25 protein-coding genes are annotated in these 25,831 nt (G+C 71.0%); 12 read left to right on the top strand and 13 right to left on the bottom strand.

Features of this window, described 5'->3' with window-relative positions; translation table 11 throughout:
* Positions 1-96: 96 nt before the first annotated feature.
* Genes ABZ845_RS26375 through pdhA form a run of 3 tightly spaced genes read right to left on the bottom strand, consistent with a single transcriptional unit; the run spans position 97 to position 3,694 of the window.
* Entirely contained in the window at positions 97-1,548 is a 1,452-nt protein-coding gene (locus ABZ845_RS26375) for a dihydrolipoamide acetyltransferase family protein (protein ID WP_360983932.1), read from the bottom strand.
* Positions 1,548-2,552: an alpha-ketoacid dehydrogenase subunit beta gene (locus tag ABZ845_RS26370; RefSeq protein ID WP_360983929.1), complete on the bottom strand. Its 1,005-nt coding sequence runs from the start codon at positions 2,550-2,552 to the stop codon at positions 1,548-1,550. The genes ABZ845_RS26375 and ABZ845_RS26370 overlap by 1 nt, the downstream gene beginning before the upstream one ends.
* The gene (pdhA, locus tag ABZ845_RS26365; protein WP_360983926.1) at positions 2,549-3,694 is read right to left on the bottom strand and encodes a pyruvate dehydrogenase (acetyl-transferring) E1 component subunit alpha; all 1,146 of its coding nucleotides are present in this window, start codon (positions 3,692-3,694) and stop codon (positions 2,549-2,551) included. The genes ABZ845_RS26370 and pdhA overlap by 4 nt, the downstream gene beginning before the upstream one ends.
* A 189-nt stretch (positions 3,695-3,883) precedes the next feature.
* Between pdhA and ABZ845_RS26360 the strand changes: the two genes are divergently transcribed.
* Positions 3,884-4,369, top strand: coding sequence for an Lrp/AsnC family transcriptional regulator (locus ABZ845_RS26360; RefSeq protein ID WP_360984063.1), 486 nt, complete (start codon positions 3,884-3,886; stop codon positions 4,367-4,369).
* Between the two features lie 122 nt (positions 4,370-4,491).
* Here ABZ845_RS26360 and ABZ845_RS26355 read toward each other — a convergent pair whose 3' ends face one another.
* Positions 4,492-5,082 carry a TetR/AcrR family transcriptional regulator gene (locus ABZ845_RS26355; RefSeq protein ID WP_360983924.1) on the bottom strand — a complete coding sequence of 197 codons (591 nt, stop codon included), beginning with the start codon at positions 5,080-5,082 and terminating at the stop codon, positions 4,492-4,494.
* Positions 5,079-6,593, bottom strand: coding sequence for a 3-hydroxyacyl-CoA dehydrogenase (locus tag ABZ845_RS26350; protein ID WP_360983921.1), 1,515 nt, complete (start codon positions 6,591-6,593; stop codon positions 5,079-5,081). Before ABZ845_RS26350 ends, ABZ845_RS26355 begins: the two co-directional genes overlap by 4 nt.
* Positions 6,594-6,741: 148 nt before the next feature.
* Between ABZ845_RS26350 and paaN the strand changes: the two genes are divergently transcribed.
* The gene (gene paaN, locus ABZ845_RS26345) at positions 6,742-8,433 is read left to right on the top strand and encodes a phenylacetic acid degradation protein PaaN (RefSeq protein ID WP_360983918.1); all 1,692 of its coding nucleotides are present in this window, start codon (positions 6,742-6,744) and stop codon (positions 8,431-8,433) included.
* Positions 8,434-8,542: 109 nt separating this feature from the next.
* Here the strand turns inward: paaN and ABZ845_RS26340 are convergent, their stop codons facing one another.
* The 3 genes from ABZ845_RS26340 to ABZ845_RS26330 form a co-directional block, all read right to left on the bottom strand.
* Positions 8,543-9,313, bottom strand: a complete 771-nt coding sequence (locus ABZ845_RS26340) for a TrmH family RNA methyltransferase (protein ID WP_360983915.1) — start codon at positions 9,311-9,313, stop codon at positions 8,543-8,545.
* A gap of 93 nt (positions 9,314-9,406) precedes the next feature.
* On the bottom strand, positions 9,407-10,636 hold the full coding sequence (locus ABZ845_RS26335; RefSeq protein WP_360983912.1) for an HTTM domain-containing protein: 1,230 nt from the start codon (positions 10,634-10,636) through the stop codon (positions 9,407-9,409).
* On the bottom strand, positions 10,636-11,556 hold the full coding sequence (locus ABZ845_RS26330; protein WP_360983909.1) for a DUF5819 family protein: 921 nt from the start codon (positions 11,554-11,556) through the stop codon (positions 10,636-10,638). The genes ABZ845_RS26335 and ABZ845_RS26330 overlap by 1 nt, the downstream gene beginning before the upstream one ends.
* A 288-nt stretch (positions 11,557-11,844) precedes the next feature.
* On the opposite strand from ABZ845_RS26330, the gene paaA reads away from it, so the two are divergent.
* The 6 genes from paaA to ABZ845_RS26300 all read left to right on the top strand — a co-directional run bounded on the left by paaA (position 11,845) and on the right by ABZ845_RS26300 (position 16,739).
* Complete coding sequence (gene paaA, locus ABZ845_RS26325; protein WP_360983906.1) at positions 11,845-12,840, top strand: 1,2-phenylacetyl-CoA epoxidase subunit PaaA; 996 nt, start codon at positions 11,845-11,847, stop codon at positions 12,838-12,840.
* Positions 12,837-13,124, top strand: coding sequence for a 1,2-phenylacetyl-CoA epoxidase subunit PaaB (gene paaB, locus ABZ845_RS26320; protein ID WP_030583433.1), 288 nt, complete (start codon positions 12,837-12,839; stop codon positions 13,122-13,124). Before paaA ends, paaB begins: the two co-directional genes overlap by 4 nt.
* The gene (gene paaC / locus ABZ845_RS26315) at positions 13,121-13,840 is read left to right on the top strand and encodes a 1,2-phenylacetyl-CoA epoxidase subunit PaaC (protein WP_360983902.1); all 720 of its coding nucleotides are present in this window, start codon (positions 13,121-13,123) and stop codon (positions 13,838-13,840) included. The genes paaB and paaC overlap by 4 nt, the downstream gene beginning before the upstream one ends.
* Positions 13,834-14,385, top strand: a complete 552-nt coding sequence (gene paaD, locus ABZ845_RS26310; RefSeq protein ID WP_360983899.1) for a 1,2-phenylacetyl-CoA epoxidase subunit PaaD — start codon at positions 13,834-13,836, stop codon at positions 14,383-14,385. The genes paaC and paaD overlap by 7 nt, the downstream gene beginning before the upstream one ends.
* Complete coding sequence (paaE, locus tag ABZ845_RS26305) at positions 14,385-15,449, top strand: 1,2-phenylacetyl-CoA epoxidase subunit PaaE (RefSeq protein ID WP_360983896.1); 1,065 nt, start codon at positions 14,385-14,387, stop codon at positions 15,447-15,449. The genes paaD and paaE overlap by 1 nt, the downstream gene beginning before the upstream one ends.
* A gap of 150 nt (positions 15,450-15,599) precedes the next feature.
* A complete protein-coding gene (locus ABZ845_RS26300) occupies positions 15,600-16,739 on the top strand; it encodes an acyl-CoA dehydrogenase family protein (protein ID WP_360983893.1) in 1,140 nt (379 codons plus the stop codon).
* Positions 16,740-16,776: 37 nt separating this feature from the next.
* Here ABZ845_RS26300 and ABZ845_RS26295 read toward each other — a convergent pair whose 3' ends face one another.
* The 3 genes from ABZ845_RS26295 to ABZ845_RS26285 form a co-directional block, all read right to left on the bottom strand.
* The gene (locus ABZ845_RS26295) at positions 16,777-17,106 is read right to left on the bottom strand and encodes a rhodanese-like domain-containing protein (RefSeq protein ID WP_360984060.1); all 330 of its coding nucleotides are present in this window, start codon (positions 17,104-17,106) and stop codon (positions 16,777-16,779) included.
* Positions 17,107-17,211: 105 nt separating this feature from the next.
* Positions 17,212-17,970 carry a hypothetical protein gene (locus ABZ845_RS26290; RefSeq protein WP_360984056.1) on the bottom strand — a complete coding sequence of 253 codons (759 nt, stop codon included), beginning with the start codon at positions 17,968-17,970 and terminating at the stop codon, positions 17,212-17,214.
* Between the two features lie 261 nt (positions 17,971-18,231).
* On the bottom strand, positions 18,232-19,662 hold the full coding sequence (locus ABZ845_RS26285) for a DUF2252 domain-containing protein (protein ID WP_360983890.1): 1,431 nt from the start codon (positions 19,660-19,662) through the stop codon (positions 18,232-18,234).
* 519 nt (positions 19,663-20,181) lie between these two features.
* On the opposite strand from ABZ845_RS26285, the gene ABZ845_RS26280 reads away from it, so the two are divergent.
* Positions 20,182-20,826: a TetR/AcrR family transcriptional regulator gene (locus tag ABZ845_RS26280; protein WP_360983887.1), complete on the top strand. Its 645-nt coding sequence runs from the start codon at positions 20,182-20,184 to the stop codon at positions 20,824-20,826.
* A gap of 44 nt (positions 20,827-20,870) precedes the next feature.
* On the opposite strand, the gene ABZ845_RS26275 is transcribed toward ABZ845_RS26280, so the two are convergent.
* Both ABZ845_RS26275 and ABZ845_RS26270 read right to left on the bottom strand, forming a co-directional pair.
* Positions 20,871-21,479: a ScbR family autoregulator-binding transcription factor gene (locus ABZ845_RS26275; RefSeq protein ID WP_360983884.1), complete on the bottom strand. Its 609-nt coding sequence runs from the start codon at positions 21,477-21,479 to the stop codon at positions 20,871-20,873.
* Between the two features lie 175 nt (positions 21,480-21,654).
* Positions 21,655-22,431 (bottom strand): response regulator transcription factor, encoded by a 777-nt coding sequence (locus ABZ845_RS26270; protein WP_360983881.1) that lies wholly within the window; start codon positions 22,429-22,431, stop codon positions 21,655-21,657.
* Positions 22,432-23,340: 909 nt separating this feature from the next.
* Between ABZ845_RS26270 and ABZ845_RS26265 the strand changes: the two genes are divergently transcribed.
* The 3 genes from ABZ845_RS26265 to ABZ845_RS26255 form a co-directional block, all read left to right on the top strand.
* The gene (locus ABZ845_RS26265) at positions 23,341-24,339 is read left to right on the top strand and encodes a ScbA/BarX family gamma-butyrolactone biosynthesis protein (RefSeq protein ID WP_360983878.1); all 999 of its coding nucleotides are present in this window, start codon (positions 23,341-23,343) and stop codon (positions 24,337-24,339) included.
* A 30-nt stretch (positions 24,340-24,369) separates the two neighbouring features.
* Positions 24,370-25,302: an NAD-dependent epimerase/dehydratase family protein gene (locus ABZ845_RS26260; protein ID WP_360983875.1), complete on the top strand. Its 933-nt coding sequence runs from the start codon at positions 24,370-24,372 to the stop codon at positions 25,300-25,302.
* Between the two features lie 435 nt (positions 25,303-25,737).
* Positions 25,738-25,831: biotin carboxylase N-terminal domain-containing protein (locus tag ABZ845_RS26255; RefSeq protein ID WP_280842533.1), on the top strand; the 94-nt coding region annotated here is incomplete at its 3' end.

Genomic DNA, 25,831 nt, shown 5'->3' with positions numbered 1-25,831 from the left:
CCGCGCCGGCCACTGCCGTCTCCGGCCGGCTCCGCGCTCGTCGGTCGCGCGCGGAGCCGTTGTGCCGTCGCTACGGGTGGCCGGTCGCGTGCCGGGTCAGAGGGTGCGCAGCATCACCGCGGGCTGCTCGACGCAGTCCGCCACATAGCGCAGGAAGCCGCCCGCCGTGCCGCCGTCGCACACCCTGTGGTCGAAGGTGAGCGAGAGCTGCACGACCTGCCGCACCGCCAGCTCGCCCTCGTGCACCCAGGGCTTGGGGACGATACGGCCTACGCCGAGCATGGCCGCCTCGGGGTGGTTGATGATCGGCGTGGAACCGTCGACGCCGAACACTCCGTAGTTGTTCAGTGTGAAGGTCCCGCCGGTGAGGTCCCCGGGGGTGAGCGTTCCGGTCCGCGCGGACTCGGTCAGCCGGGCGAACTCCGCGGTCAGCGCCTCCGCGTCCCGCATGTGCGCGTCCTTGACGACGGGAACGACGAGTCCCCGTTCGGTCTGGGCGGCGAACCCGAGGTGCACCTGGTCCAGCCGGACGATCTCCCGGGCCTGAGTGTCGACGGTGGAGTTGAGCTCGGGGAACCGGGCGAGCGCCGCCGTGCAGATCCGGGCCAGCAGCGCGAGCAGGGAGATCTTCGGTCCCCCGGCCGCGTTCATGGCCGCACGGGCGCGCATGAGTTCCGTGGCGTCGGCGTCCACCCAGCAGGTGGCGTCGGGGATCTCGCTCCGGCTGCGGGAGAGCTTGTCGGCCACGGCGCCGCGCACGCCCTTGAGGGGGATGCGGGTGCCGCCGGATCCGGCCGCGCCTCGTTGGGGGGCCGGTGTTCCGGCCGCCGAAACCGTGAGGGGAGCCGCCTGGGCGAGGGCGACCGCCGTGGCACCGTTCGCGTCGGCCAGGATGCCCGCGGTGGCGCCCGGAGCCCCCGCACCGGCCGCCACGGCCCTGAGAGCGTCCTCCACGTCCGCCCGGAGGATCAGCCCGTCCGGGCCGGAACCCGCCAACTGCCGCAGGTCCACGCCGTTCTCGCGGGCGAGCCTGCGCACTAGCGGGGAGATCACCGGGACAGGGCCGTCGGGGCGCTCCAGGACGGCGTCATGGTGCTGTGTGCGGCCGACGGCCGCTTCGGAGGGCAGGGCGCCCCGGACCGCAGGGGCCGGGCCGGCGCCGTGCCGGGCCGGGCGTGCGACTCCGTCCGCGGGCCGCGCGCCCGGCTGGGGCGGGCGCACCCGGCCGCGCCGCGCGGGAGCCGCCGACGTGCCGTATCCGACCAGGACGTTGCCCGAGGACTCCGCCGCCGGTTCCTCCGGGCCGCCGACGGCGACCGTCAGCAGCGGTGCGCCGACGGGCAGTTCCGTGCCTTCGTCGCCGAACCGGGCCGTGACCACGCCTCCGTAGGGGCAGGGCACCTCGACCATCGCCTTGGCCGTCTCCACCTCTACGACCGGCTGGTCGACGGCGACGACATCGCCCACCTGGACCAGCCAGCGGACGATCTCCGCCTCGGTCAGCCCCTCCCCGAGGTCGGGCAGCCTGAACTCCAGCACCTGGGCCATCAGCTCTCCGCCTCCCACTGCAGACGCCCCACGGCGTCCAGGATCCGGTCGACGCCGGGCAGATGGTGCCGCTCCAGCATCGGCGGCGGATACGGGGTGTCGAACCCGGCCACCCGAAGCACCGGCGCCTCCAGGTGGTGGAAGCAGCGCTCGGTCACCCGCGCGGCGATCTCCCCGCCCGGGCCGCCGAACCCGGTCGACTCATGCACCACGACCGCCCGGCCCGTGCGGCGCACGGACGCGGTCACCGTCTCGTCGTCGAAGGGCACCAGGGAGCGCAGGTCGACGACTTCGAGGTCCCAGCCCTCGGCGCGCGCGGCCTCGGCCGCCTCCAGGCACACGGGCACCGACGGGCCGTAGGTGAGAAGCGTGGCGGTGCGGCCCGAACGGCGTACGACCGCACGGCCTATGGGCTCGACGGTCTCGGGCTCCTGCGGGTTCCAGGTGTCCTTCGACCAGTACAGCCGCTTGGGCTCCAGGAAGACGACCGGGTCGTCGGAGGCGATGGAGGCGCGCAGCAGCCCGTACGCGTCGGCGACCGTCGCGGGCGTGACGACATGGAGCCCCGGAGTCGCCATGTAGTACGCCTCGGAGGAGTCGCTGTGGTGCTCCACCCCGCCGATGCCACCCCCGTACGGGACACGGATGGTGATCGGCAGGGGCATCGTGCCGCGCGTGCGGTTGCGCATCCGCGACACATGGCTGATCAGCTGCTCGAACGCGGGATAGGCGAACGCGTCGAACTGCATCTCCACCACCGGCCTGAGGCCGTACATCGCCATGCCGACCGCCGCGCCGAGAATGCCCGCCTCGGCGAGCGGGGTGTCCGTGCAGCGGTCGTCGCCGAACTCCTTGGCGAGCCCGTCGGTGACACGGAAGACGCCCCCGAGCGTGCCGACGTCCTCGCCCAGGACGTGCACGGACGGGTCGGCCGCCATGGCGTCGCGCAGGGCTCGCGTGAGGGCCTGCGCCATGGTGGCCGGCTTGAGGGCAACGGTCGTCATCGGCCGGCTCCTTCCGGTCCGGCCGCCTCGGCGTCCAGTTCCGCCTGCAGGTGGAACTCCTGCTCGAGCAGCTGGGTGGTGGGCCGGTCGTACACGTGGGCGAAGAGGTCCATCGGGTCCAGTTCGGGGTCCTGGTTCATGCGCGCGCGCAGATCGGCCGCCATCGTCTCGGCGTCATCGCGCACCGCGCGTATCCCGTCCTCGTCCAGCAACCCCCGCTCCGTCAGCTCGCGCTCCAGCAGCAGGACCGGGTCGTGGTCGCGCCAGGCCTCGACCTCGGTGTCGCCGCGGTAGCGGGTCGCGTCGTCGGCGTTCGTGTGGGCGTCGATGCGGTACGTCACCGCCTCGATCAGCGTGGGGCCGCCGCCCGCGCGCGCGTGCCGCACGGCGTCGGCGAGGACCTCGTGCACGGCCGCGGCGTCATTGCCGTCGACCAGCCTGCCCGGCATGCCGTAGCCGACGGCCTTGTGGGCGAGGGAGGGCGCCGCGGTCTGCTTGTCGAGCGGTACGGAGATCGCGAAGCCGTTGTTCTGGATGAGGAAGACGACCGGCGCCTGCCAGACGGCGGCGAAGTTCATGGCCTCGTGGAAGTCGCCCTCGCTGGTGCCTCCGTCCCCGACCAGGGCAAGCACGACCACGTCATCGCCCTTCAGGCGCGCCGCGTGGGCGAGGCCCACGGCGTGCGGGAGCTGGGTGGCGAGCGGAGTGCACAGGGGGGCCACGCGGTGCGCGTACGGGTCGTAGCCGGTGTGCCAGTCGCCCCGCAGCAGGGTGAGGGCCTCGACGGGGTCGACACCCCGGGCGATGGTGGCGAGAGTGTCGCGGTAGCTGGGGAAGAGCCAGTCGCGCTCTTCGAGTACGAGCGCGGCGGCGACCTGGCAGGCCTCCTGCCCGGTGCTGGACGGGTAGACGGCCAGACGTCCCTGCTTGGTGAGCGCTGTCGCCTGCGCGTTGTACCGGCGGCCACGCACCACCTGCGCGTACAGCCGCCGCAGCAGTTCCGGGTCGGCCTTGGCGGCGGCCTCGGTGCCGAGCACGCGGTACGGCAGTGCGTCGGGCAGCAGCGGAGCGGGGTCGGTACGGGGCTGCCAGGCGGGCGGCGGTGTGGGCCGGTAGGCGCCCCGCTGCTCCATGACCGTCATGACGGCACCTCCTCGTGGGAGCGGCTTCAGGCGCGCCACGGGAGTGATGCGCCTCACCTACCGATTGTTCGGTCGTCGGCACATTTTGGCTACAGGCGCCTCGAGGCTGTGGACAAACGGTTCTCCACAACCTGAGATATACGCAGTACGTCCATGGTAGGGAGGCGGGGGCGCATGGCACCTGAACAAATGGCCGAGCCACCGGGGCACAGCCCGGCGGCGCCGCCGCCACGCCGCCTCGACGCCATAGACCGCGACATCCTGCAGATCCTCCAGTCGGACGGCCGCGCCTCCATACGGGCGGTCGCCGAGCGTGTCCACGTCTCGCGCGCCAACGCCTACGCCCGCATCAACCGGCTCGTCGAGGACGGCGTGATCCGCGGCTTCGGGGCCCGGGTGAACCACGAACGCGCCGGTCAGAGCACATCCGCGTACGTCACCCTGAAGATCGTGCAGAACTCCTGGCGCACGGTCCGCGAACAGCTGCGCGTGCTCCCCGGCGCCTCCCACATCGCGCTCGTGGGCGGGGACTTCGACGTGCTGCTGCTCGTGCACACGCCGGACAACAGGGCGCTGCGCGAACTGGTCCTCACCAGGCTCCAGGCGATCCCCGAAGTGCTCAGCACACGCACACTGCTGGTGTTCGAGGAGGAGGATCTGGAGCCGGACGGGTGACGGGGCGCTGCTGACAGGGCCGGTCCGGACGGGCCGATGCCGGACGGCCGGGTGCCGACCGGCGGCGCCGCCCGCAGGTCCTCGGCCCGGCCCGAGGTTTTTTTCGGTCCCGGGTCTGGTCCTCAGCAGTCCTCGCGCAGACCCGAGAAGGCCACCCGTACGACCGCGTCGGCGACCTCCGGCGCACCCGCGCCGCGCCCGTCCGGCCGGTACCACTCCACGATCGAGTTGATCATTCCGAAGACGAGACGCGTCGCGAGCCGCACCTCCACGTCCTGACGCACGTCGCCCTCGGCCGCCGCGGCCTTGAGGAGTCCGGCGACCCGGTGGTCGAAGTCCCGGCGCCGCTCCAGCGCCCACCGCTCGGTGCCGGTGTTGCCGCGCACCCGCAGCAGCAGCGTGACGTACGGCAGTTCCGAGATCAGCACCTCGACCATGCGCCGTACGACGTGTTCCAGCCGTTCCACGGCGCGCCCCTCGCGGGCGCGCTCCTCGTCGAGAATGCCGAAGAGACGGTCCAGTGCCCGGCTTACGGCGCGGTGCAGCAGTTCCTCCTTGCCCGCGACATGGTGGTAGATCGACGACTTGGAGATGCCGGCCGCCTTGGAGAGGTGCTCCATGGAGGTTCCGTCGTAACCGCGCTCGTTGAAGACCTGCACGGCGACGGAGAGCAGGCTCTCCGGCGTGTACGTGTCGCGCTTTGCCGTGGTCATGAGGTGCCCTCCCGCTTCTCGGACGCGTACGCGTGGCGGTAGAGCGCAAGGGAAGGCGCGTAGCGTCCGGAGGGGTCGCGCAGGTGCAGGTCGTCCAGGAGGTCGTAGGCCCAGCTGCGGCCCAGCTTGCGGCTCCACTCGAAGGGGCCGAGGGGGTAGTTGACACCGAGGCGCATCGCGGTGTCGATGTCCTCCTCGGTGGCCACACCCTTGGCGACCGCGTCGTGCGCCAGATCGACGATCCGGGCCACCGTGCGGGCGACGACCATGCCCGGCACGTCGCCGATGACGCTGACGTCCTTGCCGAGCGCCTGGAAGAGCCCGACGGCCTCTTCGAGCGTCTTGGACGAGATGTCCTGGGAGGCGGACAGGGCGATGCGGGTCGCCTTGCGGTAGTCGAGCGCCAGGTCGAAGTAGACGACGTCGCGCAGCTCGACGGCCGTCTGCCCGTCGGTGAGGGCCAGCTGGCCGCCGCCGGGCAGCACCAGCCGTGTGCCGTGGTCCTCCTCGTCCTCGCGGACGGTGATGCCCGCCTCGCGGATCAGCGCGAGCAGTTCGGACGCGGGCCCCAGATCGCCCTCGGCGACGACGTACGCGGGGGGCTGCGCCTTCTCCGCGGTATGCGGCTCGGCCCGCTCGGCGCCCTCCGCGTAGTCGTACCAGCCCTGTCCGCTCTTGCGCCCGAGCCGGCCCGACTCGACCAGTCGCCGCTGGGCGAGCGAGGGCGTGAAGCGCACATCGCGGAAGAAGGACTCCCACACGGAATGGGTGACGGACTCGTTGACGTCCTGCCCGATGAGGTCGGTGAGTTCGAAGGCGCCCATCCGGAATCCGCCGGACTCGCGCAGGATCGCGTCGATGGTGGCCGGGTCGGCGGCCTGCGCCTCGTAGACGGCCAGCGCCTCCGCGTAGAAGGGCCGAGCGATGCGGTTGACGATGAAGCCGGGGGTGTCCGCGCAGGCGACCGGGGTCTTGCCCCAGGAGCGGGCCGTCTCGTACGCGCGCGTGGCCGACGTGACGTCGGTGGCGAACCCCGACACGACCTCCACGAGCGGCATCAGCGGTGCCGGGTTGAAGAAGTGCAGGCCGACGAAGCGGCCCGCGTTGCGCAGGGCACCGCCGATGGCGGTCACGGACAGGGAGGAGGTGTTGGTGGCGAGCAGGCAGTCGTCGTCGACCAGCTCTTCGAGTTCCCGGAAGAGCTGCTGCTTGACGTCCAGGCGCTCCAGGACCGCCTCTGCGACCAGCGCGCAGTCCGCCAGCTCGGCCAGGTCCTCGGCGGGCAGCAGCCGGGACCGGGCGGCGTCGCGCTCGGCTCCGTCGAGCCGGCCCTTCTCGACGAGCCGGTCGAGCCGGGTCAGGATCGCGTCGGCGGCCTCCCGGGCGCGCCCGGGCGCGGCGTCGTACAGCCGCACGGGGTGGCCCGCCACCAGCGCGACCTGGGCGATGCCCTGGCCCATGGTGCCGGTGCCCACGACGGCCACGGGGCTGCTGAGGTCGAGTGCTGTCATGTGCGCGATCCTCCCGCACGAGGTTTTCCACAGATCCGGCAGGCCCCCTTGTCCCGACCGATCGTTCGGTTACTCTAACCCTGTCCGCCTGTTCCTGCCCAGGTCATGAGTTCAACGAAGAGCTCGAGAGACGAGGAGTTGGTCCCGCATGGCCGCCGAACTCACCGCGCACCAGCTGATCGCCCAGCACCGGCCCACCCTCGACCAGGCGCTGGAAGCGATCCGCACGCGCGCTTACTGGTCCCCGCACCCCGAGCACCCCAAGGCATACGGAGACAACGGAAGCCTGGACGCGGCGGCGGGCAAGGCCGCCTTCGACGCCCTTCTCGGCACCCGCCTCGACCTCGGCCAGCCCGGCACGGACGGGTGGACGGGCGGCGAAACCTCGCCGTACGGCCTTGAGCTGGGGGTCACCTATCCCCACGCCGACCTCGACGTGCTGCTGCCCGCCATGCGTGCGGGCCAGAAGGCGTGGCGCGACGCGGGCGCCGAGATGCGCGCCGTGGTGTGCGTGGAGATCCTCAAGCGCATCAGCGACCGGACGCATGAATTCGCGCACGCCGTCATGCACACCAGCGGCCAGGCGTTCATGATGGCGTTCCAGGCCGGTGGCCCGCACGCGCAGGACCGCGGCCTGGAGGCGGTGGCGTACGCGTACGTGGAGCAGGTCCGCACGCCGGACACCGCGGAGTGGACCAAGCCCCAGGGCAAGCGCGACCCGCTGGCGCTCACCAAGGCGTTCAAGCCCGTCCCGCGGGGCATCGCGCTTGTCATCGGCTGCAACACGTTCCCGACGTGGAACGGATATCCGGGCCTGTTCGCGTCCCTGGCCACCGGCAACGCCGTCCTGGTCAAGCCCCACCCGCGCGCGGTGCTGCCGCTCGCGCTCACTGTGCAGGTGGCCCGGCAGGTCCTCGCCGAGGCGGGCTTCGACCCGAACCTGGTGACGCTGGCCGCCGAGCGCCCCGGCGAGGGCATCGCCAAGACGCTCGCGGTGCGCCCGGAGATCCGGATCATCGACTACACGGGCTCGACGGCGTTCGGCGACTGGCTGGAGGCCAACGCCCGCCAGGCTCAGGTCTACACCGAGAAGGCCGGCGTCAACACGGTGCTCGTGGAGTCGACGGACGACTACAAGGGGATGCTCTCGAACCTGGCCTTCTCGCTGTCGCTGTACAGCGGCCAGATGTGCACCACCCCGCAGAACCTGCTGATCCCGCGGGACGGCATCACCACCGACGAGGGCCCGAAGTCGTACGACGAGGTGGTCGCCGATCTCGCGCGTTCGGTCGACGGACTGCTCGGCGACGACGCCCGCGCGAACGCGCTGCTGGGCGCGATCGTGAACCCGGACGTCAAGGCCCGTCTGGAGGCCGCAGCCGGGCTCGGCGAGGTTGCCCTGGCCTCCAGGGAGATCTCCAACCCCGACTTCCCGGGCGCGACCGTCCGTACGCCGGTGATCGTCAAGCTCGACGACGCCAAGCCGGACGCGGAAGCCGCCTACATGAGCGAGTGCTTCGGCCCGGTCTCCTTCGCGGTCGCGGTCGACTCGGCCTCCGACGCGGTGGAGCTGCTGCGCCGGACCATCAGGGACAAGGGCGCCATGACCGTCGGCGCGTACACCACCAGCGAAGAGGTCGAGCAGGCGGTCGAGGAGGCCTGCCTGGAGGAGTGCGCCCAGCTCTCGCTCAACCTGACGGGCGGGGTGTACGTCAACCAGACGGCCGCCTTCTCCGACTTCCACGGCTCGGGCGGCAACGCGGCGGCCAACGCGGCCCTGTGCGACGGGGCGTTCGTGGCGAACCGCTTCCGCGTGGTCGAGGTGCGCCGGGAGGCGTAGGTCCGACCAGTGCTGCGGCAGGCAACGTCTGCCCGATAAGGAGCGGCGTCCGGTGCGGCGAGAGCATGTGCCGGGCGTCGCGACGGGGCGGACGTTGCCTGTCGCGGCACTAGGCAGGTGCGCCCCCGGTGGCGCTCCAGTGGTACAGCGTCATGGCCACACTGGTCGCGAGGTTGTAGCTGGAGACCTGGGGGCGCATCGGCAGGGACACCAGGTGGTCCACGCGGGCGCGCAGCTCCGCGGACAGTCCGGTGCGCTCGGAGCCGAACGCGAGCACGGCTTCGTCAGGGAGCTTCAGCCCGCGGATGTCGTCGCCCTCCGGGTCCAGCGCGAACAGCGGGCCCGGGGGCAGTTCGGCCACGGACAGCCGCTCAACCGCGGTCGCGAAGTGCAGCCCAGCCCCGCCGCGGACCACGGTGGGGTGCCAGGGGTCGAGCGTGCCCGTCGTGACCACACCGATCGCGCCGAAGCCGGCCGCCAGCCGGATCACCGCGCCCGCGTTGCCCAGGTTGCGCGGGTTGTCGAGGACGATCACGGGAGCAGCGCGGGGGGTGCGCCGCAGGGTCTCCAGGTTGGCCTCGCGCGAGGGGCGTTCGGCGAGCGCGGCGACGGCGGTGGGGTGCGGGCGCGGCACGAGAGACCGGTAGGTGCCCTCGGAGACCTCTGTCAGGAGCCCGTCCAAGGCGTTCCGCACATCGGGGGCGAGTTCGCCGGCCAGGGCGAGCACCGCTTGTCGGCTGGTCGTGACGGCCACCGGCACACGGGCGTGGAAACGCACCGCGTGCTTGAGCGCGTGGAATCCGTCGAGCAGGACACAGGTGTCGGCGCGTGTGTGCCAGATGCTCAGCGGGTCGGCGGCACTGGCGGGCGGTTCCGTCATGCGGTGCAGCCTACGTGCGGCGCGGGCCGGGCGGACCGTCCGCCAGTCGTGGGCGGCGCGATCGCAAGCCCAGGCCAGGGGGCCCGTGCGCCCTTACGCCGCCGGGCTCGCGGACGTGGGCGCAGCCGTTTCCCCTTCCCCGGCGGGTGCCGGTTCCCCGCGCGGTCCGGGCAGCGCGGCACGGGCACCTCCGGGAACCAGCCGCCCGCCCGCGCGTGCCGCCCATCCGCCCATCCGGCGCAGGAAGGACACCGGCAGGAACACGGAGTCGGCGGCGATCATCGCGAGCGAGAAGAACGGCAGCCCGAGGACCACGGCGATCACCGCGTGCTCGGTCATCATGATCGCGAGCAGGACGTTCTTCGCACGCCGGTTGAGGAGCGTGAACGGGAACGCGACCTGCACCATGACCGTCCCGTAGGTCACCAGCAGCACCATCACGCCATGCGAGGACAGCAGGTCGGACAGGGCGGGCCAGGGCGAGAAGTCGTCCAGGTGAAGCGGGTAGTAGACCGCGGTGCCGTCCTGCCAGGCGGATCCCTGGATCTTGTACCAGCCGGCGGTCGAGTAGATCAGGCATGCCTCGGCCATGATCACGAGCAGGGCCGCGTTGTGGACCAGATTGGCGATCACGTCCAGCAGGATGCGGAACTCCGAGCGCGGGGCGCGCCTGCCCACGCACCACCACAGCCCCTGCACCGCCCACAGCGCCCAGAACACGACCAGCCAGCCGACGGCCAGCCATCCAGCGCCCGTCGCCACAGCGAGCACCAGGCCGAGCACGGTCCACAGGGCGGGTCCCGCCCGGTCGGCCGCCGGGCTCTCGCCGCGTGCCCGAGCGGCACGCGCACGGCGAGCGCGCCGCTCGTCCAGCGACCAGACCCGCCCGCACCGCGTGAACACCAGGTAGATCGCCATCAGGTGGATGACGTTGTCCCCGCCGTCGCCGACGAAGACGCTGCGGTTCTGCAGCGAGAGCACTCCGACCATGAACAGCACGGACATGGTGCGGGTCCGCCAGCCCAGCAGCAGCAGGGCGCTGGAGAGCACCGCGAAGGCGTACACGGCCTCGAACCACGACTGGCTGTCGGACCACATCAGGACCGTGAAGGCGTGGTTGTCCGCGATGAGCCGCCGGGCCAGGTCCCAGCTCCATGGCCCGTCGGGTCCGTACAGCTCCTGGCGGTGGGGGAACTCACGCAGCAGGAACAGCAGCCATGTGGCGGCGAAACCGATGCGGACCACCGCGGTCTGGTACGGCCCGAGGGCGGCCTCGGTGACGCGGCCGACGGCGCGTGAGACGCCAAGGGCGAACCTGCTCATCACGCGCCCGCCCCCTTCGCTTCTCCGTCCGGCAGCGGCCACCACGGCAGCGCGTGGTAGACGGGCGTGGTGGTGGCCTTCTGGCCGCTCCATCTGGGGGGCGGCACATTGGTGGTGCGGGAGCGGACCTGGACGCGTTCGAGGGTTTCGCCCCGGACGGCCGCGTGCTCGCGGCCGAGGCGCAGTGTGACCAGGCGGCGCAGATAGTCCTCGGAGAGGGCAGCGCGCGGGCCCGTCGGACGGTTCTGGCCGTCGTGCGAGACGGTGTAGAAGTCCCAGGCGCGGCGCAGCTCGTTCTGCTGGGTGTGGCTGGGCAGCGGGTTGCCGTCGATGGCGGCGCCGTCCAGGGCGGAGAGGTCGTACCAGCCGGTGGTCCGCTCACCGCCGTCCGCCGTGCTTACCTCGGCGCGGACCTCGACATCTATGTTCTGCTGCAGCGGGTTGGGCGCGAACAGCTTCCAGTTCTGTTCGAACTCGGGGTAGATCCAGTCGTCGATCACCGCGGCGTGCTCCCTGGTGACCGTGTTCGCCGGGGCGACGTGCAGGAACACCATCACGAGATGCACACTCGCGGCGACGGCGACCACCGCGAGGGCGAGCGCGGCGCCGATCTGGTAGCGGAGCGACAGAGCGCCCACGCCGGCGCGCGGAGCACCCGCCTGCGGGCCGTCGCCGACTCCGGCGGGGGACGACGGGGACGGGGGCGGCTCGTCCACCGCCTCCGGGGCGCCCAGGAGCGGGTGCGATGCCGGGGCGTCCTCGGGCAGGCGTGACGCCGGATCTCCCTCGTGCGGGTCCGGCACCCGGTCTCCGTCGGACGGACGCGACGCCGGTTCGCCCCCGGGCAGGCGCGACGCCGGGTCGCCGGAACCGCCCGGCTGTTCACGCCGCGCCTCCGGCCCCTTGTCGTACGTGTCCATCCAGCCCCGTCTCCCGAGCTTCGCGCGATACGGCGCCGTCCCATGCCTCCGCACCGGGTCGGCGCCTGCCGTCTGCGCCGTGAGCGCATCACCCGTTCGCAGCACGACACGGCATGTGCACCGGAACGGTACTCAGGCCCGCCCGTACCGCACAGCCCCTCTGGCCTCAGCGGCCCGGCGGAGGTCCGGAGGTTATCCACAGCGGTTGACACCCTACGGCGCCTCGTCACACCATTGAATCGGCCGAACCGAACGATCGGTCGGGAGACAAGGATCGAGGGGGACCGCATGGCGACAGCAGCAGCGCACCGGACGGCCCGCGCGGACGGGACGGCACCAGCGGACACGGCGGCGCACGAGGCCCTGTTCGACGCCACCGTCGCCGCCGACGAGCGCATCGAACCGCGCGACTGGATGCCCGACGCCTACCGCGCGTCCCTGGTCCGGCAGATCGCCCAGCACGCGCACTCCGAGATCATCGGCATGCAGCCGGAAGCCAACTGGATCACGCGCGCGCCCTCACTGCGCCGCAAGGCGATCCTGATGGCCAAGGTCCAGGACGAAGCCGGCCACGGGCTGTATCTGTACAGCGCGGCCGAAACGCTCGGCACAAGCCGCGACGAACTGCTCGACAAGCTTCACACGGGCCGCCAGAAGTATTCGTCGATCTTCAACTACCCCACGTTGACCTGGGCGGATGTCGGCGCCATCGGCTGGCTGGTGGACGGCGCCGCGATCACAAACCAGGTCCCCCTGTGCCGCTGCTCATACGGCCCCTACGCCCGTGCGATGGTCCGCATCTGCAAGGAGGAGTCCTTCCACCAGCGCCAGGGATACGAGCTGCTGCTCGCCCTCAGCAAGGGCACCCCGGAGCAGCACGCGATGGCGCAGGATGCCGTGGACCGGTGGTGGTGGCCGTCCCTGATGATGTTCGGCCCGCCCGACGACGAGTCGGCGCACTCCGCGCAGTCGATGGCCTGGAAGATCAAGCGGCACTCCAACGACGAACTGCGCCAGCGTTTCGTGGACATCTGCGTCCCTCAGGCCGAGTCGCTGGGCCTGACCCTCCCCGACCCGCAGCTGCGGTGGAACGAGGAGCGAGGACAGCACGACTTCGGCCCCATCGACTGGACGGAGTTCTGGGGGGTCCTCAAGGGCAACGGCCCTTGCAACGAACAGCGGATCACGCAGCGCAGACGGGCGCACGACGAGGGCGCCTGGGTACGGGATGCCGCCGCGGCCCACGCGGCGAAGCACAGCGGAACGGGAGCGACACCAGCATGACGAACACCGACTGGCCCCTGTGGGAGGTCTTCGTGCGCTCCCGCCGCGGCCTCTCGCACACCCACGCCGGCAGCCTGCACGCTCCGGACGCCGAGTTCGCCCTGCGCAACGCGCGCGATCTGTACACCCGCCGCGGCGAGGGCGTCTCGATCTGGGTTGTGCCGTCCGCGGCGATCACCGCGTCCTCGCCCGACGAGAAGGACCCGTTCTTCGAACCGGCCGCCGACAAGCCCTACCGGCACCCGACGTTCTACGAGATCCCGGAGGGGGTGCAGCACCTGTGACCGTCACCACGCACACCGCGGCAGCCCTGGCCCTCGGCGACGACGCCCTGGTGCTCTCGCACCGGCTCGGGGAGTGGGCCGGCCACGCGCCGGTGCTCGAGGAAGAGGTCGCCCTCGCCAACATCGCCCTCGACCTGCTCGGCCAGGCCCGGGTCCTGCTGTCCATGGCGGGCGACGAGGACGAGCTCGCCTACCTGCGGGAGGAACGCGCCTTCCGCAATCTGCAGCTGGTGGAACAGTCCAACGGCGACTTCGCGCACACCATCGCCCGCCAGCTGTACTTCTCCACCTACCAGCGGCTCCTGTACACCCAGCTGGCGGCCGGTGAGAGCGGGTTCGCCCCTCTCGCGGCCAAGGCGGTCAAGGAGGTCGCCTACCACCAGGACCACGCCGAGCAGTGGACCCTGAGGCTCGGCGACGGCACGGACGTCAGCCATGAACGGATGCGGCGCGCGTGCGAGGCGCTGTGGCGGTTCACAGATGAGATGTTCCAGCCGGTCGAGGGCCTGGACGTCGACTGGACCGCGATGAACGAAACCTGGCTCGAATCGGTGAGCGCCGTCCTGCGGCGGGCCACCCTGGACGTCCCCGAGGGACCGCGGTCCGGTGCGTGGACCGCCGGCGCCGGGCGGCAGGGCCTGCACACCGAATCCTTCGGGCGGATGCTCGCCGAGATGCAGCATCTGCACCGCAGCCACCCGGGGGCGTCATGGTGACCACCACGGACCGGGCCACGGCCCTCGAAGAGGAACTGCGCAGGCTCGCCGGTTCCGTCCTCGACCCGGAGCTGCCCGTACTCACCCTGGAGGAACTGGGCGTCCTGCGCGCGGTCCATGTGCGCGGAACGAACGCCGTCGAGGTCGAGCTGACCCCGACCTACACGGGCTGCCCCGCGATCGAGGCGATGTCCATGGACATCGAGCGGGTGCTGCATGAACACGGCATACGGGATGTCGTCGTGCGCACCGTGCTCAGCCCCGCCTGGTCCACGGACGACATCTCCGAGGAGGGGCGCCGCAAACTGCGGGAGTTCGGGATAGCACCCCCGCGGGCACAGCACCGGCAATCCGGCCCCGTCTCCGTGGAGCTGGGCCCGACCCGCACCGCTGCCGGTTCTCCCGAGCCGGAGGGCCCGGTGCACTGCCCGTTCTGCGGGTCGGCCGAGACCGAACTGCTGAGCCGCTTCTCGTCCACCGCGTGCAAGGCGCTGCGCCGCTGCCTGGCCTGCCGTGAGCCGTTCGACCACTTCAAGGAGCTGTGATGGCCCGTTTCCACCCGCTCCAGGTGGCCGCGGTCGACCGGCTCACCGACGACTCCGTGGCCCTCACCTTCGCCGTGCCCCCAGCGCTGCGCGAGGACTACCGGCACTCGCCCGGCCAGCACCTGGCTCTGCGCCGCACCGTCGACGGCACGGAGGTCAGGCGCACCTACTCCATCTGCTCCGCCGCACCCGCACCGGACGGGGAAGGCCCGGACACCCTGCGCGTCGGAGTGCGGCTGGTCGAGGGCGGGGCGTTCTCCGCCTACGCGCTCAAGGAGATCGCGGTCGGAGACGAGCTGGACGTCATGACACCGGCGGGCCGCTTCACCCTGGAGCCCGCGGCCGGGCTGTACGCGGCCGTCGTCGGCGGAAGCGGTATCACTCCCGTGCTGTCGATCGCGGCGACGCTGCTCGCGCGGGAACCCCAGGCCCGGTTCTGCCTCGTCCGCAGCGACCGGACGACCGCCTCGACGATGTTCCTGGAAGAGGTCGCCGACCTCAAGGACCGCTTCCCCGAGCGGTTCCAGCTGGTCACGGTGCTCTCCCGGGAGGAACAGCAGGCGGGGCTGCCCTCCGGGCGCCTGGATGAGGAGCGGCTGTCAGCTCTCCTGCCGGCGCTGCTGCCGGTGCAGAGCGTGGCGGGCTGGTTCCTGTGCGGACCGTTCGGGCTGGTGCAGTCCGCAGAGCGGACACTGCGTGGCCTCGGAGTGCCGCGGGCTCGCATCCACGAGGAGATCTTCCATGTGGACGACGGGACCACGGCGGGGCCGTCCATACCGGCCCCCGTGCACAGCACGGTGACCGCGCGGCTCGACGGACGCGGCGGCACCTGGCCCGTCCAGGACGGCGAGTCACTGCTGGAGACGGTGCTGCGCAACCGTGCGGACGCGCCTTATGCCTGCAAGGGCGGGGTGTGCGGTACCTGCAGGGCGTTCCTGGTCTCCGGCGAGGTGCGCATGGACCGCAACTTCGCGCTGGAACCGGAGGAGACGGACGCGGGATATGTGCTGGCCTGCCAGTCGCATCCGGTGACGGAGACGGTGGAGCTGGACTTCGACCGGTGAGCGGGGTGGCTGACGACGGATGACACGGGTTCGTCGGGGTGCGGGGACGGCCCTTTGCCGACGCGCACACCGCCCGGCCGTTCCCTTCTCCCAGAACCTGTTCTATCTTGACGCTCCGTCAGATCAGCGGATCCGCCAGGAGGACAGGCCGTGGACTTCACCTTCAGCGAGGAGCAGCAGGCGGCGCTCGAAGCGGCGAAGGCCGTGTTCGCCGGGACCGCACCGGACGCGGTGCCCAGCCCCGCCCTGACCACGGGCGCCGTCGCCGACGACTTCGACCGCCCGCTGTGGACGCGGCTCGCGCACGCCGACCTGCTGAGCCTGCTCCTGGACGAGCGGTACGGCGGCGCGGGCCTCGACGCCATCGCCCTCTGCCTGGTGCTGCGGGAGTCGGCGAAGACACTCGCCCGCGTACCCCTGCTGGAGAACACCGCCGCGGCGGCGGCCGTACAGACCTATGGCAGCCCTGAACTGAAGGAGGAACTGCTCGCCCGGTCGGGCCGCGGGGAACACGTCCTGACGGTCGCGGCGCACGGTCGCAGCGGACACGACCCGGCCGAACTCGCTGTGGCCGCACGACGGAACGCGGACGGCACATGGGCGCTGGACGGGACACAGACCTCAGTGCCCTGGGCCCACACCGCCGACACCATCCTCGTACCCGCACACGCCGACGACACAGGACTCCCCCTCCTCGCGCTGGTACCCCGCACGCACAAGGGCGTCGCCCTGGCCGAACAGTTCTCCACCACCGGAGAGCGGCTCGCCGACATAAGCCTTGAATCCGCGCATATCGCTCCGCGATACGTGATCCAGGCCGAGGGAGCCTGGGAATGGCTGCGCCTTCTGCTCACCACCGGGACCTGCGCGCTCGCACTCGGTCTCGGCGAAGCCGTCCTGCGCATGACGAGCGAGTACACCGGCAAGCGGGAACAGTTCGGCCACCCCATCGCCACCTTCCAGGCGGTGGCCGTGCAGGCCGCCGACCGGTACATCGACCTGCGGGCCATGGAGGCCACACTCTGGCAGGCCGCGTGGCGGATCAGCTCCCGCACCGCGGGTGCACTGCCCGCGGCCGGCGACGTGGCCGTGGCGAAGATCTGGGCGTCGGAGGGCGTACGCCGCGTGGTGCAGACCGCGCAGCACCTGCACGGGGGTTTCGGCGCCGACACCGACTACTCGCTGCACCGGTACCACGCCTGGGCCAAGCACCTGGAGCTCTCGCTCGGCCCGGCAGCCGCACACGAGGAAGCGCTGGGCGACCTGCTCGCCGCGCACCCCCTGGGGTGAGCGGACGGCACCCGCCGCCCGGAAGGCGGCCGCCGGACTACAGCACGAAGCCGGGCTCGCCCCTGTCGTCCACGACAGGGCGGCCCGCGGCGGCCCAGACCTGCATGCCACCGTCGACATTCACCGCGTCGATGCCCTGCTGGACCAGATACATCGCCACCTGGGCCGAACGGCCACCGGAGCGGCAGATCACATGGACCCTGCCGTCCTGCGGCGCCGCCTCGGTGAACTCCCCGTACCGTGACACGAAATCACTGAGGGGGATGTGCAGCGCCTTCGCAGCGTGACCGGCCTGCCACTCGTCGTCCTCGCGGACGTCCAGCAGGAAGTCGTCGTCCTTGAGGTCCGTGACCTCCACCGTGGGCACACCAGCTCCGAAATGCATACCCCGACGCTACCTGACGACCGCCCGAACGTGCCCCGGCCCCGGCTCCGGCCCCGGGGGGGCGGGACCGCGCGCATCACGACCGGCTCAGCCGCGCAGCTGCTCCAGTTCGGATTCCTTCTCCGAGACCTGCGCCAGCAGCTGTTCCGCGATCTCGTCGAGAAGGCCGTCGGGGTCGTCGGACGCGAGCCGCAGCATGGAGCCGATGGCGCTCTCCTCCAGCTCCCGCGCCAGAAGCGTGAGCATCTCCTTGCGCTGGGCAAGCCACTCGAGCCGGGCGTAGAGCTCCTCGGCGCGGCTCGGCCCACGCTCCTCGGGCACGGGGCCCGCGGCCCACTCCGCGGACAGCTCCCTCAGCAGCGCCTCGTCACCACGGGCGTAGGCGGCGTTGACACGCGTGATGAACTCCTCACGGCGGACGCGCTCTCCCTCGTCCTGAGCGAGGTCCGGGTGCGCCTTGCGGGCGAGCTCACGGTAGAGCTTGCGGGCCTCATCGCTGGGGCGGACCCGCTGCGGGGACCGCACGGGCCGGTCCGTCAGCATCGCCTCGGCCTCCGGGAACAGTCCTTCCTCGGAGTCCATCCAGCCGTGGAACAGCTCATCGACGCCCGGCATCGGCATGACCCGGGCACGCGCCTCGTGCGCGCGGCGGATGTCGTCGGGGTCCCCGGTGCGGGCGGCCCGCACCTCGGCGATCTCCGCCTCCAGCTCGTCGAGGCGCGTGTACATCGGCCCCAGCTTCTGGTGGTGCAGCCGGGAGAAGTTCTCCACCTCGACGCGGAACGTCTCCACGGCGATCTCGTACTCGATCAGCGCCTGCTCGGCGGCCCGCACGGCTCGCTCCAGCCGCTCCTCGGGGCGCGCCCCGGCCGTGGCACCGTCCGCACCCGCGCCGGACCCGGCGGCGGCCGACTCCTCGGCACCGGTGTCCGCACCTTCATGGGACCCGGCACCCCGGGCGACCGGTTCCTCGGCAGCGGACTGGGACTCGCTCTGCTCGGCTTCGGGCGTCACCGCACCAGGGTAAGTCACGTCCGCGGCGCCATTCCCGCGACGGCACCTTGCATGAATCACGCCCGACGAGCTCCAGCCTGTCCCGCCCCGTCCTCAGACCCCCATCTCCCCCGCAACGCGCCCGGTCCGCACGGCTGACACCAGATGGGCGTGGTCTGCCTCTGTGCGGTCCGCGTAGGACATGGCGAAGGCGGCCATGGCTTCGTCCAGTTCCTCGTTCTTGCCGCAGTAGCCGGAGATCAGGCGCGGGTCGACGCTGTGGGAGTGCGCCCGGGCCAGCAGCGCGCCCGTCATCCGGGCGTAGTCGTCTATCTGGTCGGCGGCCAGCGCGGCGGGGTCGACGCTGCCCTTGCGGTTGCGGAACTGCCGTACCTGGTAAGGACGCCCGTCCACGGATGTCCAGCCCAGCAGGATGTCGCTGACGACCTGCATGCGCTTCTGGCCGAGGACGACCCGGCGGCCCTCGTGTTCCACTTCCGGCACCTGGCGGCCGATGGTGGCAAGGTGGGGGAGCAGGGCGGACGGACGTGCCTCCTTGACCTGGAGGATCAGCGGCTCGCCACGGTGGTCGAGGAGCAGCACCACATAGGAGCGCGTGCCCACGCTTCCCGTGCCGACCACGCGGAACGCCACGTCGTGCACGGCGTACCGGGCCAGGAGCGGGAGGCGGTCCTCGGACAGCGTCGTCAGATAGTGCTCCAGTGATGCCGCGACGGCCGCCGCCTCGGCGTCCGGTATGCGGCGCAGCACCGGATGTGCTTCCACGAAGCGGCGGCCGCCGTCCTCGTGTGGTTCCGTGGATTTCGCCGCGAACCGTCCGCTCGTGTTGTTCCGTGCCTTCTCCGAGACTCTCTCCAGTGTGCCGAGCAGGTCGTGAGCGTCCGTGTGGGAGACGAGTTCCTCGTCGGCGATCGCGTTCCATGCGTCCAGAACGGGGAGCTTGGCCAGCAGGCGCATCGTCCGCCGGTACGCGCCCACCGTGTCGTAGGCCGCCTGCCGGCACGTGTCCTCGTCGGCGCCCGCTTCACGGCCGGCGAGCACCAGGGATGTGGCCAGACGCTTGAGGTCCCACTCCCAGGGGCCGGGCACCGTCTCGTCGAAGTCGTTCAGGTCGATGACCAGGCCGCCCCGTGCGTCCGCGTACAGACCGAAGTTGGCCGCGTGGGCGTCGCCGCAGATCTGGGCGTCGATGCCTGTCATCGGGGTGCGTGCGAGGTCGTACGCCATGAGGCCCGCCGAGCCGCGCAGGAACGCGAAGGGGGTCGCGGCCATCCGGCCGACGCGTATGGGGGTGAGCTCGGGGATCCGGTCTCGGCTGGACTCCTCGACCGCGGTGACCGCGTCCGGGCGGTCGGCGTCGAGGGCCAGTTCGGCGTGGGCCCGGCGTCGCACCCGTGCGCGAATCGCCTTGCCCTCTTCTTTGGGGGAGCCCTGAACCGGCCATCGGGCGAAGCCCCGTACCCCGGACATCCTGGCCGCCTGCCGCGGCACCGTCACTTCGGTCTCTGCACCGGTTTCGGTCATGGCGACCGCCTCCCCCGTTGTTCACGCCGTCGTTACGAACATCGACCGCGGACGACCGTACAGGTGGGAGGCCGGGGGGCGTCAGCCCCTGTGGACAAGGTGCTTGTGGACAACCCGCGGGCGACGGTTCGCGGTCGGCGCGGTGTGTGGGTGACCGCAACGGTTCACATGGTGACGCTCCGCTGGTTCTACCGGTCGCCCGCCCGGATTACCAAACAAGCCTGTCTGATTGACGAGAGCTTCAAACCCCAGCCCGTCGAGCACATTTACGAACAACCACCAGCAAGGACAGGGGGTCGCCTCCGCACGAAGATCAAGTAAAGGAAACCTCGGTCTCAGGGGTCGCCAAAAACAGGCATGGTTGTATGATTCATGCCGCCGCGCGGGCCCGGAGCACTCACGCGCCCGCATGCAAGCCACGTGCCGTGGAAGAGAAACCCATAGGGACGATAAGGCCTCTGCAGAGCCGTAGACAGCCGCAGAGAGTCAGCCGTACGACGAGAAGGCAGGTGCGAACCGATGCAGGCACGGTCCGAGCAGACCCGGCAAGCACTCGTCCGTGCCACCGCCGAACTCATAGCGGACGGCTGGCTGTCGGACGCGGGGCTGGTCAACATCTGCCGACGGGCCGGGGTCAGCCGCGGGGCGCTCTACCACCACTTCCCCTCGACCTCCGCTCTCACGGCGGCCGTGTACGAGCAGGCCCGTCTGCGGGTCCAGGCACTCACCGAGGAGGCGTTCGCGGGACCGGAGGCGGACGCGCCCGAGCGGTTCCTCGTCGCCTTCGGCGAGGCCCTTCGCACCGAGACGGTCGTCCGCGCGGGGATGCAGCTGGCGGCCGACGGGTCGGCCGGGCCTCCACGCCTGCGCGACGACCTGCTGGCGCTCGTCCGCAGGCGCGTCGCCGACACACAGAAGAAGGGCGCCGGACCTGCGGGAGACCTGGCGGACCTGTCCGTGGTGGTGGCCGCCGGCATCGAGTCCCTGGGCCACTCCGATCCGGGCTGGTGGGCCGGAGAGACCTCACACCGGCTGTGGGATCTGATGCGGCCTCTGTTCGGCCAGGACGACACCGATGACAGCGCCGGGAACCGCGAGAACGCCGGGAACCCGGAGAGCGCCGGGAACACTGGGCACGCCGAGAAGGCCCGGAGCGCCGGCTGAGAAGGACCGGCGGCCGGCACGCGCCGCGCTCCGGGCACAGCGCGTCAGCCCGGCGGGAGCGTCGTACGCAGTCGGCTGATCAGGCCCGGGGTGGCCAGACCCGGGAGGAAGAACTTCCAGAAGACGCTTACGCGTTCGGGCAGATCCTCGCGGTTCGTATACACCTGGGACATGATCTGCAGGCCGGTGAAGGAGCCCACGATCGTCGCCGTGGCCTCGCGCACGTCCACGCCCGGCAGTATCTCGTCCCGCTTCTCGGCCTCCTGAAGCAGCTTCAGGATGGTCTCGTTGGACTGCTCGTAGGCGGCCTGCGGCGGATAGGCGAAGGAGGTCTGCTCGATGCTCAGGCGCACGCTCGCGCGCAGCACCGGGTCGTGCTGCAGGCGCCGGGCGAACTCCAGCGTCAGGTCGATCACGGACTGGACCCTCACCGGGTGTTCCGGCGCCTCCAGGGCTTCGGCGTGGGCCTCGACGAGGGCCAGAGCGATGGCTTCCTTGGACGGGAAGTGGTGGTAGAGGGAGCCTCGGGTGAGGCCGGTGCGCGCGAGGATCTCGTTGGTGCTGGCGGCGTCGTAGCCCCGCTCGTCGAAGACCTGGGCGGCGGCCTCCAGGATCGACCGTCGTGAGCGTTTGCCGCGTTCCTGCTGAGCCATGCCAGTTCTTACCCCGCCCATAGAATTCAACAGACTTGTCTGTACCGTAACGTCAGGTTGGGTGCGTTGTCACAACCGGACGGGGCGGGGACAGGACAGGCGAGGGGCGGAGACGGACCGGCGGGCGCATCGGACACGCGGGGGAGGCGAACAGGTACCGCCGGGGTGCCCGAGCTCAGGGGTGCCCGAGCCGGAAGCCGATGCCCCGGACGGTGATGATCCAGTCGCCGGAGCCGAGCTTGCTGCGCAGGGTGCCGACATGCGTGTCGACCGTGCGGCCGCGCGGCGACCACGCGTCGTCCCACACCTGGGCCATGATCTGGCGCCTCGGGATGACGGTGCCGGGCTGCGAGGCCAGCAGATAAAGCAGGTCGAACTCCTTGCGGGTCAGATCCAGCGGCTGCCCTTCCAGGGTGGCCACGCGGGCGCCCGCGTCGATGACCAGGGCCCCGTGGGTGATGACCCGGGCGACGGCCGGCTGTGAGCGCACCCGCCGCATCACCGCTTCCATCCGTGCCAGCAGTTCGCGGAAGCCGTACGGCTTGACCAGATAGTCGTCGGAACCCGCCTGGAGGCCGAGCACGCGGTCGAGTTCCGAGCTGCGCGCGGTGACCGTGATGATCGGCGTGTCGGCCACCGCGCGGATGCCGCGGCACACCTCCAGGCCGTCCAGATCGGGCAGGTCGAGGTCGAGCAGTATCAGATCGACGTCGCGGTGACAGCGCAGCGCCTGGGCGCCGGTGGCGACACTGCGGGTGGTGTAGCCCTGCCGGGCCAGGCCCTGCAGAAGCGTGTCCGCGGCCCGCTGGTCGTTCTCGACGACCAGGACGTTGAGCGCTCCCTCCGGGGGCGCGCCCGGCGAGGCGGCGGCATTCCTCGCCGCAGCTGCCGGGGCGTGTGGGAGTCGGCGCCCCGGCGAGGTTTCGAGGAGTTCTGCGCTGTGCCGGTTCATTCGCTCCCCCTGATACACATCCAGGCCATCACGGACTGTTGAAGGCTCGCGACCCGGACGGTATCAAACAGACTTGTCTGATTGTCAATGGATTGCGAGACCTGACACATCACGGCAACCAGCCGGTCACGTCCGTGTCAGGCAATTTCTTCATGGACTTTCCAGTCTTTTGACCGATTCGTTCCCCCTGAGTGCTGCCTCAGAGGCATCCAGGGCAGGGCCGTCGATCCGGGCGGAACCATACATGCCCGTCGGCTTCTCCTCCGAGGATGCGAACAAAAAGGGCAAGTCGCCTCGGCCGGGCTGGATGGCATCACGAGGGCATATCGGCCTCGGCCGACCGATCGTGATCCGGCCGACGGCACACTTCCATCTACCCAATCCTGGACAACCCGTACGCTCACAGGGGAGCGTGCGTCCGGCGGCATACGGACAGGAAGCGGAGAAGAAGCAGTCAGGAACATGCGCGTGTCGCACTTGACCTCGCCCCCGCACACCGGAAGCGGAGCCGATCGCGGCGACACATCGAAGCCACCGCGCAAATCACCATCGCCAACTCCGCCTTCCCCGACCACGCCCTACGGATCCGGGGCACGTCCGCACAACCTGCACAGACGCCGAGCAGGCACGACATGGGCACCCGCCGTCACGACACTCTTGCAGCCCGGGCGCAAACAACGCGCCCGCATCCATCGAGTCGGACACCCGTACGACACCGCGAGGCGAACCGAAGCCGGTGAATCTAGGTGGTCACAGCATCTAGTCCGGGTCACACAAACTTAACTTGAAAAAGCGAACCGACCTGTCTGTAGGTTGTTGCGGAGTAGATCGTCGGTCGCGGGGGGCGGGATGGCGACACCAGGTCTGCTACCCCCTGCCCCCTGCCCGGAAACAGACAGGAGCGCGCATATGCCGCATCTCACCGACCGGGCACCTTCTCCGAAAGCACTGCGTCCTGGGCTGTCGACTGGACTGACCACCACGGTTCCGCGTGAATACGTGCACCGCGCGGCAGTCTCGGAAGTCCTCCTCACCGGCTGGGAACAGGCTGGACCCACCGGCCGGCATGGAACCGGACCCACCCCCGCCGGCGGTGACGAGCTGCCCGGATTCGTGGTCCGGGCCCAATGGCCGCGCAGCCATGCGCTGTTCGTCCCCGACTACGGCTACCAGGACCCGATGCTGCTGATCGAGTCCGTCCGCCAGATCGGCTCCCTGCTGGCCCATGCCGAGTTCGATGTCCCCTTCGGCCACCAGTTCCTGATGTCGGACATGTCCTTCGACGCCGAGCCGGCCGTGCTCGTCGCGGACACCGTCCCCACCGAGGTCGAGATGCACACGGTCTGCCGGGACATCGTCCGGCGGGGCCGCACCCTCCAGGAAATGCGCTACGACGTCACCGTGCTGCGTGAGGGCGGGGCCCGCGCGACGGCGACGGCCGCGTTCCGCTGTATGCGACCCGATGTGTACCGACGGCTGCGCGGCGAACGCCCCACCACCACCGACCGCACCCCGCCCCCGGCCCTCGACCCGTCCGTCGTGCGCTGCGGCAGCACCCGGCATGTCGTCCTCGGCGCACCGGAGCCGGGCAGGCGCAACCTCTGGGAGCTACGGGTCGACGTCGCCCATCCCACCTACTTCGACCACCCCGTCGACCACATACCCGGCATGGTGCTGATAGAGGCGGCGCGGCAAGCCGCCCATGCCGCGACCGGGTTGCCCGGTGCGCTGCTGCTCAGCCTGTCGAGCGACTTCGCGCGCTACGCCGAATTCGACGCCCCGTGCTGGATCGAGGCGGAGACCGCACCGCACGGCCCCGGCGGCGAACTTCAGGTGCGGGTGCGCGGCACCCAGCGCGGGGAGACCGTCTTCACCTCCGAACTCGTCCTGCGTCCCGGCGTCCACTGAGCCGGCCGCCCGCCCTTGGGGAGTGTGCCGATGCCCACCATCCTGATCACCGGCGCGTCCGGGTTCATCGGAGGACATGTCGTCCGCGAGGCCGCCCGGACGGGGGCCGAGCTCAGCCTCATGACACATGTGCGGCGCCCTCCGTCCGTCTCCGTCCCCGGCGCCCGTCACATCCGGGCCGACCTGGCCGAGCCCGGCACCCTGCACGGGGTGTGCGACGGTGCCGACGTACTGATCCACTGCGCGGCGCGGATCGGCGGCAGCGCCGAAGCCAACGAGGCCGTCAACGCCCGCGGCACACAGGCCCTGGTCGCCGAGGCCGGACGTGCCGGAGTGCGCCGCATCGTCCAGCTCAGCACCGCCTCCGTGTACGGGCGCGGTACCTTCCGCGGCAGCCTGCCCGCGGAACTCGAACGCAATCCCGGTTCCGTCACCTCCCGCACCCGCGCCGTCGCCGAGAACGCCGTCCTCTCGGCCGGCGGTGTGGTCCTGCGGCCCCATCTGGTCTACGGGGAAGGCGACTGCTGGGTGGGAGCGGGCCTCGCCCGGATCCTGCGTGTCCTGCCGGGCACGGTGGCGGGGTGGACCTCACTGATGTCGATGATCTCCGCGCCGGATCTGGCTCGGCTGCTGGTGTCGGTCGCGCTCGCCCCCGGCTCCGCTCTGTCGGCATCGGTGTACCACGCCACTCACCCGGAGCCCGTCGGCACGGTCAGCGCCCTGCGTGCCGTCGCCGACTGCGCGGGGATCCCCTGGCCGAGCGAGGATCTCACCGTCGAACGGGCCCGCGAGATCCTGACGGAGAACGGGATGCCCGCGTCCGGGCTCGACCTGCTGACGACGGATCACGTCTTCGATGGCACCGCCCTGTGGTCCGACCTTGGCCAGTCACCGGGCGACGGATTCCACTCCGGTTTCCGGCGGGCCGCCCACTGGTACCGCACGACCCTGCCGTCGGTCTGACGGCCGCACGGACTGGCGAGCAGGCAAACAGGCGACCGGGTGGCCGGGTCACCGGTCAACGGGGTCGCCGGTCAGCCGGGTCGCCGATTGGCCCGAATCCGTCGGCCCGCACCCCGTTCGGCACGGCTCCGGGTCCGGTGGCCCGCCACCGGACCCGGATCCCGACCGGAAGTCTGACGGATTCCGCCCTCTTGCCGGACCCCCTCCCGACGTCCCACTCGACACTCTTCGGCGCCCTCCCGCGCTCTCCCGTCCGATTACTTGACATTCTCCTGACCGCCTACTTGACGTTTTCCTGACCTCCCGCTTTCCGGTTCCGGAAACCGTTTGATTCCGACTGCCGATCCGGACCCAGTCCTGCACCGGTGTGTATTGCTGGAGCCACTCGCGGTCGAACACGCTTATGACTCCAAGCGGAATCGGGAGTGAATCATCGTGCGCAAGGTGTTGATCGCCAACCGTGGCGAAATCGCTGTCCGTGTCGCCCGGGCCTGCCGTGACGCCGGGATCGCGAGCGTGGCCGTGTACG

Source organism: Streptomyces sp. NPDC047022, from assembly GCF_040644155.1.
GTDB lineage: Bacteria > Actinomycetota > Actinomycetes > Streptomycetales > Streptomycetaceae > Streptomyces.
The sequence above is the reverse complement of the archived record's forward strand: the minus strand, read 5'-3'. Positions and strand labels throughout refer to the sequence as shown.

What these genes read in the sequence shown, in the direction of transcription:
- paaB (WP_030583433.1), top strand. Translation starts at nt 12,837, where the DNA reads ATGACGAACACCGACTGGCCCCTGTGGGAGGTCTTCGTGCGCTCCCGC.
- ABZ845_RS26260 (WP_360983875.1), top strand. Translation starts at nt 24,370, where the DNA reads ATGCCCACCATCCTGATCACCGGCGCGTCCGGGTTCATCGGAGGACAT.
- ABZ845_RS26340 (WP_360983915.1), bottom strand. Translation starts at nt 9,313, where the DNA reads ATGACGGAACCGCCCGCCAGTGCCGCCGACCCGCTGAGCATCTGGCAC.
- pdhA (WP_360983926.1), bottom strand. Translation starts at nt 3,694, where the DNA reads ATGACGGTCATGGAGCAGCGGGGCGCCTACCGGCCCACACCGCCGCCC.
- paaA (WP_360983906.1), top strand. Translation starts at nt 11,845, where the DNA reads ATGGCGACAGCAGCAGCGCACCGGACGGCCCGCGCGGACGGGACGGCA.
- ABZ845_RS26350 (WP_360983921.1), bottom strand. Translation starts at nt 6,593, where the DNA reads ATGACAGCACTCGACCTCAGCAGCCCCGTGGCCGTCGTGGGCACCGGC.
- paaD (WP_360983899.1), top strand. Translation starts at nt 13,834, where the DNA reads ATGGTGACCACCACGGACCGGGCCACGGCCCTCGAAGAGGAACTGCGC.
- ABZ845_RS26370 (WP_360983929.1), bottom strand. Translation starts at nt 2,552, where the DNA reads ATGACGACCGTTGCCCTCAAGCCGGCCACCATGGCGCAGGCCCTCACG.
- ABZ845_RS26270 (WP_360983881.1), bottom strand. Translation starts at nt 22,431, where the DNA reads ATGAACCGGCACAGCGCAGAACTCCTCGAAACCTCGCCGGGGCGCCGA.
- ABZ845_RS26360 (WP_360984063.1), top strand. Translation starts at nt 3,884, where the DNA reads ATGGCCGAGCCACCGGGGCACAGCCCGGCGGCGCCGCCGCCACGCCGC.
- ABZ845_RS26265 (WP_360983878.1), top strand. Translation starts at nt 23,341, where the DNA reads ATGCCGCATCTCACCGACCGGGCACCTTCTCCGAAAGCACTGCGTCCT.
- ABZ845_RS26280 (WP_360983887.1), top strand. Translation starts at nt 20,182, where the DNA reads ATGCAGGCACGGTCCGAGCAGACCCGGCAAGCACTCGTCCGTGCCACC.
- ABZ845_RS26335 (WP_360983912.1), bottom strand. Translation starts at nt 10,636, where the DNA reads ATGAGCAGGTTCGCCCTTGGCGTCTCACGCGCCGTCGGCCGCGTCACC.
- paaE (WP_360983896.1), top strand. Translation starts at nt 14,385, where the DNA reads ATGGCCCGTTTCCACCCGCTCCAGGTGGCCGCGGTCGACCGGCTCACC.
- paaN (WP_360983918.1), top strand. Translation starts at nt 6,742, where the DNA reads ATGGCCGCCGAACTCACCGCGCACCAGCTGATCGCCCAGCACCGGCCC.
- ABZ845_RS26275 (WP_360983884.1), bottom strand. Translation starts at nt 21,479, where the DNA reads ATGGCTCAGCAGGAACGCGGCAAACGCTCACGACGGTCGATCCTGGAG.
- ABZ845_RS26285 (WP_360983890.1), bottom strand. Translation starts at nt 19,662, where the DNA reads ATGACCGAAACCGGTGCAGAGACCGAAGTGACGGTGCCGCGGCAGGCG.
- ABZ845_RS26355 (WP_360983924.1), bottom strand. Translation starts at nt 5,082, where the DNA reads ATGACCACGGCAAAGCGCGACACGTACACGCCGGAGAGCCTGCTCTCC.
- ABZ845_RS26375 (WP_360983932.1), bottom strand. Translation starts at nt 1,548, where the DNA reads ATGGCCCAGGTGCTGGAGTTCAGGCTGCCCGACCTCGGGGAGGGGCTG.
- ABZ845_RS26330 (WP_360983909.1), bottom strand. Translation starts at nt 11,556, where the DNA reads ATGGACACGTACGACAAGGGGCCGGAGGCGCGGCGTGAACAGCCGGGC.